Genomic DNA, 5548 nt, shown 5'->3' on the forward strand with positions numbered 1-5548 from the left:
CGCCGGCGGACCGCGAAGGAGCAAACCGTGAGGATTATCGACCAACAGCCTTGCGAAATTTCCTCTTGCGTTCTTTCATTGGAGGTCCGCGATGCTGAGACTCGCCTGGAACGCCGGTAAGTTCGTCTGGCCCTGCGTTCGCGATCTTCCGCGCCACGCGGCCGCGGCCCTGCAGTCGACCGACCCCGATCAGCCTTTCGCCCAAAGCCGGCTCACCAAGGCGATCCTGATCGTGAGCGCCATCGCGCTGTTCGTCTGGTGGGCGCTGTCCCAGCTCATCTGGGTCAGAAGCCCCTCGATCGACGCCTGGGCGGTGCGAAAGGTCGGCGGCACGGTCGAACGGCATGATCTCGTTATGTTCGAGCTTCGCCATCCGCTCGCAGGGCCTCTGCCGATCACCGTCACCAAATATGCGCTCTGTATGCCGGGCGATTACCTCGCCTCCTACACGATGCATAGCGACCGTTTCCCCAAGCATCTCGAAGCCGCCTTCTTCTGCAACGGAAGCCTGATCGGCGTCAGCAAGCCTTATGGCCACGCAGGGCAAAGGCTGGACTATTTCCGCTGGAAGAACGGCTCCGTGCCCGAAGGCCAAGCCTATATCGGCTCCTCCTACAAGGACGGGTTCGACAGCCGCTATTTCGGTCTGGTGCCCATCTCGGCGCTCACGCGCATGGAGCGCGTGCTGTGATCCGCCGCGCCCTCCCATCGCTGATCGTCGCCGTAGCTTTGGTCAGCCCGACAGCCGGCCTATGCGAAACCTCGCCGACCACGCCCACCAAAGTTCGCCAGGGCTATTGGTGGTATGTAGCGCCGCCCGCGCCGGCAGAGGCCGAACAGGAGGAGGCTGTCGAGAAGCCGACCATTCCGGCGATGGCACAGCTCGCCAAATGGTCGCCGCCCCGCATCCGCAAGCTGATCGAGGCCCAACGCGATTATGCCGCGACGGTGCTGAGCGTCGAGGCGGTCTCAGACTTCTGGCGGCTACAGGATTTTGCGCGCCGCAAGGCCCGCGCCTTCGCCGGCGTCACGCAGATCGCGATGCTGACCCACCCGGAACTCAATTCTAGGTCCGCCAATCCCATGGTCGGCGACGCGCGCGCGGCGCTGGGTGCGGAAAAGGAAGCCGCCCGCCGGGCCTATCTACGCGCCAATGCCCGCGGCTATGCGCTTGTCATGTTCAGCCGGACGAGCTGCGGCTATTGCCGCGTACAATGGCCGATCGCCCAGCGGTTCCAGGAAGAATTTGGCTGGCAGGTGATCCGCCAGGATCTCGATGCGCATCCTGAGCTTGGTCAACGCTTCGGCGTCGAGGTGACTCCGACCATCATGGTCATCAAGCGCGAAAGCCAGCAGCGGATGGTGATCGCCAGCGGGGTGGAGGCATATCCCAATCTCTCGGCCATGGCCTATCAGGCAGTGAGGCTATTGAATGGCGACATCCGCCCGGAGCAGTTCATGACCGGCGCGGGAGAGGAAGGTGGCTTCTTCGACGCGCTCGCCAATGGTCCGGTTGCCGCCAGCGCGGCTGATGATGTGCCCGGCGCCACCGAACAACGGGCCGACCGATGATGAGCGCGCCCTTTTCCTTGAACTCCACTCAATTGGCTGGGCGCATATCCCGCTCAGTCGGGATGGGCGGCGTTATGCCCTGTGGCCTGCAGCAGCTTTACGGCCTTTTTGTCAAAGCTCATGAAGACATCGGCGCCCAACCACTGGCCATCATGGGCGATGACGCCATCGGCAAAGTCGCCTCCAGCATCGAGCAGAGCCAGGCCAGCTTCTGCCGCTCCGCGATCCATGACGACGTTGCCGGCGTTCAGCAGCAGCCGGACAGAATTCGCGATCTCGGCAGAGCTCAATTTGTAGCCGACCTTGAGAACCCAGCAGAACTCGCAAAGCGCGGACAGCGGCACAGCGAGCAGTTCCGCGCTCGACACGAGCTTACGGGCAATTGGTCCTTGTTTCGCATCATCCTGGGTGGCCGCGCGAACCAGAATGTTGGTGTCCGCCGTGACCTTCACAGCTCTCCGGCCCAGCCTTTGCCGATGATCTCGTTCATTTCTTCGATCGAAAGAGACCGCTGCCCTTCCCGCTTCAGCGATCCGCAGAAATCGGCAATGCTTCCCGAAGGTCGCTCGGCCCGGATTCGGATTTCGCCTCCCGGCATCTTGTCGATGCTGAGCTTGTCGCCGGGATGGATGCCCAGATGCTGGAGCAAATCCTTCTTGAGCGTGATCTGCCCTCTGGCGGTGACGGTGAGCGCGTTCATCCGGGTGGTCCTTTCCATTCGCCATGTAATGGAAACTTCCATTACATTCAAGCTGGGGGCGACCGCGGCCTTGTTGCCCCTCGCACTGCTGGCCATTCCGGCGCAGGCGCCCGCCGCCGGAAATGACAGGGTAAAGGCTAAGCGGGCAGCGATCCATCCTGTCACGCAAGCCCGCGAATTGAACGCCTGGCTTGCACGGGTTCCGCGCACCCGGGAATTTCCATCGGATCTGAGCATGGCTGGTCTAGCGACGGCGGTGGGAGGGCGTGTTACGGACCCACAAAGGCACCCAGCGCCAATCTGTTGGCGGGGGACCATCGGAGCGTCCGGACGGCTCAGCTGGCTGTTCAGTTCGACTGGACTCGTCTCGGGCCGTGTCCCGATCTCGCTGCAATGCAGCCTCTAGTTCCCGAGGATCGATCTGGTGATGTTCGATGGTCGCGCCTGTTCGGATACATATGGTCGTCGCAATCCGACGGAAGCCTGCATGGGCTTGACCTTCCAGAGCTTCTTCGTCCGTTTCGACTACATAGGTGCCCGCAGACAAAAGCTCCTCGAAACCCGACAGGCGGAAAGGGGCCGAAAATGTCACAGGTCTCCGCGTCGAGCGAATGGTCATGACGGCTTCGCACCGGCAGGGCGGATTCGGATCAGATCGTCAGGCATAAGTTGCTCCCGGTTGCAGGCGGGAGCACGACGGTCTCTCTGTCACAACATGCCTGCGGCATGATCGGGGTGATGAGGGATTGTAACACGAAACGCCCGAGCATACGCATTAATTCGTCAGCCATGGTGAACGGTGAGCGATGGGCTTGAGAGGTCCCTCAAAATCCTCCGCCGGAAGCTCTGATCTGCGGGCCGTCGCTGTCGGCGACCCACTCTGCAACCGCCGCTTCGGTCGTAATCAGCAACCCGGCGATAGAGGCCGCATCCTGCAAGGCCGTGCGGACAACCTTGGTAGGATCGATGACGCCGGACTGGAAAAGGTTTTCATATTGCTCGCTCTGCGCGTTGAACCCCAGATTTTCGTCCCGCTCGTCCAACAAACGACCGACAACCACGCCACCATCATATCCCGCATTCTCCGCGATTTGGCGGAGCGGTGCCTGAAGCGCTCGGCGGAGGATGTCGATGCCCCGCCGCTGGTCGTCCTTGACGGGGTCAAGGCCGTCCAATGCCTTCGAAGCATAAAGTAGGGCGGTGCCGCCGCCGGGTAAAATGCCTTCCTCCACTGCGGCCCGGGTCGCATGCAGAGCGTCTTCCACCCGATCCTTCCGTTCCTTAACCTCCAGCTCCGAAGATCCGCCGACCTTGATGACGGCGACGCCGCCGGCGAGTTTTGCAAGACGTTCCTGGAGCTTCTCGCGATCATAGTCGCTGCTGCTGGTCTCGATCTGTGCCTGGAGCGCGGCGACGCGCGCCTTGATGGCTTCCGCGCTGCCGGCGCCGTCGACGATCGTGCTGTTGTCCTTCGTGATCGTCACGCGCTTGGCGGTGCCCAGCCTGTCCAGCGTGACATCCTCCAATTTGAGGCCAAGATCCTCCGTCACCACGTCGCTTGCCGTCAATATGGCGATATCCTCCAGCATCGCCTTGCGGCGATCGCCAAATCCCGGCGCCTTGACCGCGGCGACCTTCAGCCCGCCGCGCAGCTTGTTGACGACCAGCGTCGTCAGCGCATCCCCCTCGATATCCTCGGCGATGATGAGCAGCGAGCGGTGCGCCTTGGCGACCGCTTCCAATAAGGGTAGCATGGCCTGCACATTGCCCATTTTCTTCTCATGGATCAGGATGACCGGGTCCGCCAGCTCCACGGTCATCTTCTCGCTGTCGGTGACGAAATAGGGCGACAGATAGCCTCGATCGAACTGCATGCCCTCGACCACGTCCAGTTCGAACTCGACGCTCGCTCCCTCCTCGATGGTGATGACGCCGTCCTTGCCGACCTTCTCCATCGCCTCGGCGATCCGGTTGCCCACCACCTCGTCGCCATTGGCCGAAACGATGCCGACCTGGGCTATTTCCTGATTGTTCGATACCGGCTTGGACCGCGCCTTGAGTTCGGCGACGACCGCGGCGACGGCCAGGTCGATGCCGCGTTTAAGGTCCATCGGATCGATGCCCGCCGATACCGACTTCATCCCCTCCCGAACGATCGCCTGCGCAAGGACGGTCGCCGTCGTGGTGCCGTCTCCGGCATGGTCATGCGCTCTGGACGCCACGGCACGGATCATCTGCGCGCCCATATTCTCGAACTTGTCCTTGAATTCCATTTCCTTTGCGACCGTGACCCCGTCCTTGGTGATACGGGGCGCCCCAAAGCTCCTGCCAATGAGGACGTTGCGTCCCTTGGGCCCCAGCGTCACGCGGACGGCATTGGCGAGGATATCGACACCGCGCGCGATCCCTTCGCGGGCTTCGTGCGCGAATTTCAGGTCCTTGGCAGTCATGATTTGGGTCCGACTTTCCTGGCGCTGGTCCGCGACGGAATGTCGCTTTCACAAGCGGAAGCCAGCGCTACCAAATTGCGAACTGGCAGACCTGAACGCGGACCGCCGATGAACCTGATATGCGCCCTGCGGCAGCCAAAGACAAGCTGGACGCAATATGTCGGTGCCGATCAGCGATCCCTTGGAACGCGTGACACTATTACAAGCCATGAGCAGAAATATCGGGTTGCAGGTGGAATACCGGGCATTTCCCGTAAGGATATTTCTCTCGAATTTTTGGTGAGACGGCAATGTTGTATGATCGTCGATTAAGCCTATATGGAAGTCATCAAGTGCATAGCAACGTAGGCGCTCTTGACTGAGAGACCATCGCGCTCCCGCTTACCAAGGGAGTGACACATGGATCTCAATCAACTTTATTTTGAGCATCAGATTTTGCTCATGCATGCCGCCGACGCGATCAGTGAGCCGGCACGCCGCAAGCATCTGTCCGCAGCGGGCATTGTCGGCGGTCAGATCTTCGACTGGCTTTCCTCGAAAAACGCAGGTGCTTCGGTGGGTTGGCTGCCGTGGATCGATCAGTCTCGCCTAGCCGCGCACTTGGTTGGGTCGGCATGACCGCGGACGCGATCACACCGGCTCGCCCGCGAAGGCGAGCGTTCATTAGCCGCGATCCACGGATTTCTCCTGACCAGGCGAGGCGGCAGGGGTTGATCACCCATCTTGCATTCGTCCTTCTAGCCTCTCTTATTCACCTGGCAGGTCATGAGGGGTTGGCGGGAGTGGTATAAGCTATTGGCTTACTGTAGGAAATTGGGTGTCGAGA

Annotated in this window: 6 protein-coding genes; 3 read left to right on the top strand and 3 right to left on the bottom strand. The window is 61.2% G+C overall.

Annotation, left to right across the window (positions count from 1 at the left end; translation table 11 throughout):
* The first annotated feature begins 91 nt into the window (after positions 1–91).
* Complete coding sequence (locus K7W03_RS26445; RefSeq protein WP_222887881.1) at positions 92–691, top strand: S26 family signal peptidase; 600 nt, start codon at positions 92–94, stop codon at positions 689–691.
* On the top strand, positions 688–1572 hold the full coding sequence (locus tag K7W03_RS26450; protein ID WP_222887883.1) for a conjugal transfer protein TraF: 885 nt from the start codon (positions 688–690) through the stop codon (positions 1570–1572). The genes K7W03_RS26445 and K7W03_RS26450 overlap by 4 nt, the downstream gene beginning before the upstream one ends.
* A gap of 53 nt (positions 1573–1625) precedes the next feature.
* Here the strand turns inward: K7W03_RS26450 and K7W03_RS26455 are convergent, their stop codons facing one another.
* The 3 genes from K7W03_RS26455 to groL all read right to left on the bottom strand — a co-directional run bounded on the left by K7W03_RS26455 (position 1626) and on the right by groL (position 4722).
* Positions 1626–2024: a type II toxin-antitoxin system VapC family toxin gene (locus K7W03_RS26455; RefSeq protein ID WP_222887885.1), complete on the bottom strand. Its 399-nt coding sequence runs from the start codon at positions 2022–2024 to the stop codon at positions 1626–1628.
* Entirely contained in the window at positions 2021–2272 is a 252-nt protein-coding gene (locus tag K7W03_RS26460) for an AbrB/MazE/SpoVT family DNA-binding domain-containing protein (protein ID WP_103001050.1), read from the bottom strand. The genes K7W03_RS26455 and K7W03_RS26460 overlap by 4 nt, the downstream gene beginning before the upstream one ends.
* Before the next feature lie 824 nt (positions 2273–3096).
* Entirely contained in the window at positions 3097–4722 is a 1626-nt protein-coding gene (gene groL / locus K7W03_RS26465) for a chaperonin GroEL (RefSeq protein ID WP_222887887.1), read from the bottom strand.
* A 399-nt stretch (positions 4723–5121) separates the two neighbouring features.
* Here groL and K7W03_RS26470 point away from each other — a divergent pair, with 399 nt between their 5' ends.
* The gene (locus K7W03_RS26470) at positions 5122–5340 is read left to right on the top strand and encodes a hypothetical protein (RefSeq protein ID WP_222887889.1); all 219 of its coding nucleotides are present in this window, start codon (positions 5122–5124) and stop codon (positions 5338–5340) included.
* The last annotated feature ends 208 nt before the right edge of the window (positions 5341–5548 follow it).

Origin of the sequence: Sphingobium sp. PNB, assembly GCF_019873065.1 — a bacterium.
Lineage (GTDB): Bacteria > Pseudomonadota > Alphaproteobacteria > Sphingomonadales > Sphingomonadaceae > Sphingobium > Sphingobium fuliginis.